The sequence below is a fragment of the Kitasatospora sp. NPDC059803 genome (assembly GCF_042732255.1).
Lineage (GTDB): Bacteria > Actinomycetota > Actinomycetes > Streptomycetales > Streptomycetaceae > Kitasatospora.
On sequence record NZ_JBHWIJ010000588.1, the window covers coordinates 1 to 1,222 of the forward strand.

The 1,222-nt window shown below is 72.1% G+C and carries 1 protein-coding gene; it reads right to left on the minus strand.

From position 1 onward, the window contains the following. Window positions 1-160: 160 nt before the first annotated feature. Window positions 161-1,159: an agmatine/peptidylarginine deiminase gene (locus tag ACFV6I_RS39690; RefSeq protein ID WP_244293819.1), complete on the minus strand. Its 999-nt coding sequence runs from the start codon at window positions 1,157-1,159 to the stop codon at window positions 161-163. Window positions 1,160-1,222 lie beyond the last annotated feature (63 nt).

Below are 1,222 nucleotides of genomic sequence, written 5' to 3' on the forward strand. Positions count from 1 at the left end.
GGGGGGGGTTTGGGGCCGGGGGGGGGGGGTTGGGGGGATTGGGGTGTTTTTTTACCCGGGCACTCGGGGGGCCGGGGGGGGGGGGGGGGGGGGGCCCGGGCCGGGGGGGTTGCGGGGCCGGGGCGGCGGCGACGGGTGGGTGGTTGTGCGTGCGGGCGGCTCAGGCGGTGGGCACCTGCTGGGTGATGCAGTGGACACCGCCGCCGCCGTAGGCGATCACCCGGGAGCGGACCCCGACGACCTTGCGGCCGGGCAGGGCGGCCGCGATGGCGGCGAGGGCCCCCTCGTCCTCCGGGACGTCGGCGACCGGGACGACGACGCCGCCGTTGGCGATGTAGAAGTTGAGGTAGCCGACCTCGACGTCGGTGCCGTTGACCTCGACGAAGGCGCTCTGCGGGACTTCGAGGATCTCCAGCCTGCGGCCCCGGGCGTCGGTGGCGGCCGCCAGGACGGCGTGGTTGGCGCGCATGCGCTCGTAGTCGGGGTGCTCGGGGTCGGCGGGCAGCTGGACGATCACCTTGCCGGGGGCGACGAACGCGCAGACGCCGTCCACGTGGCCGTCGGTCTCGGTGTCCAGCAGGCCGCCGTACGGCAGCCAGATGATCGTGCTGACGCCGAGCTTCGCGATCAGCTCGGCCTCGATCTCCTCCTTGCTCATCCCCGGGTTGCGGTTCGGGTTCAGCAGGCACTGCTCGGTGGTGATCAGCGTGCCCTCGCCGTCGACCGTGATCGCCCCGCCTTCGAGGATCATCCGGGAGTCGATGCGCTCGACGCCCAGGCGCTCCAGCAGCCGCCCGGCGATCAGGTCGTCGGTGTCGTACGGGTGGTGCTTGCCGCCCCAGGCGTTGAAGCGGAAGTCCACACCGGCCCGCCGGCCGTCCTCGCCGAGCACGAAGATCGGCCCGGAGTCGCGGAACCACGAGTCGTCGATGGGGAGTTCCACGACCTCGACGCCCTCCCCGCACAGCTCCTGCGCCTCGGCGCCCCGGTCCGGCAGCGCGACCATCGTGACCGGCTCGAACTCGGCGATCGCCCGGGCGACCTGGGCGTACTCCCGCTTGGCCTCCTCGAAGGTCTCCCCCCAGAGGTCCGACCTGGTCGGCCAGGCCATCAGGCACCCGTCGTGGGGGGTCCACTCGGCCGGCATCTGGAACGTCATGACGGATCCTTCTCTCTTGTTCTAATTTTCAGTCAGGATGGGGTCGAGAGTGGCCGACCGAGG

What these genes read in the sequence shown, in the direction of transcription:
- ACFV6I_RS39690 (WP_244293819.1), bottom strand. Translation starts at nt 1,159, where the DNA reads ATGACGTTCCAGATGCCGGCCGAGTGGACCCCCCACGACGGGTGCCTG.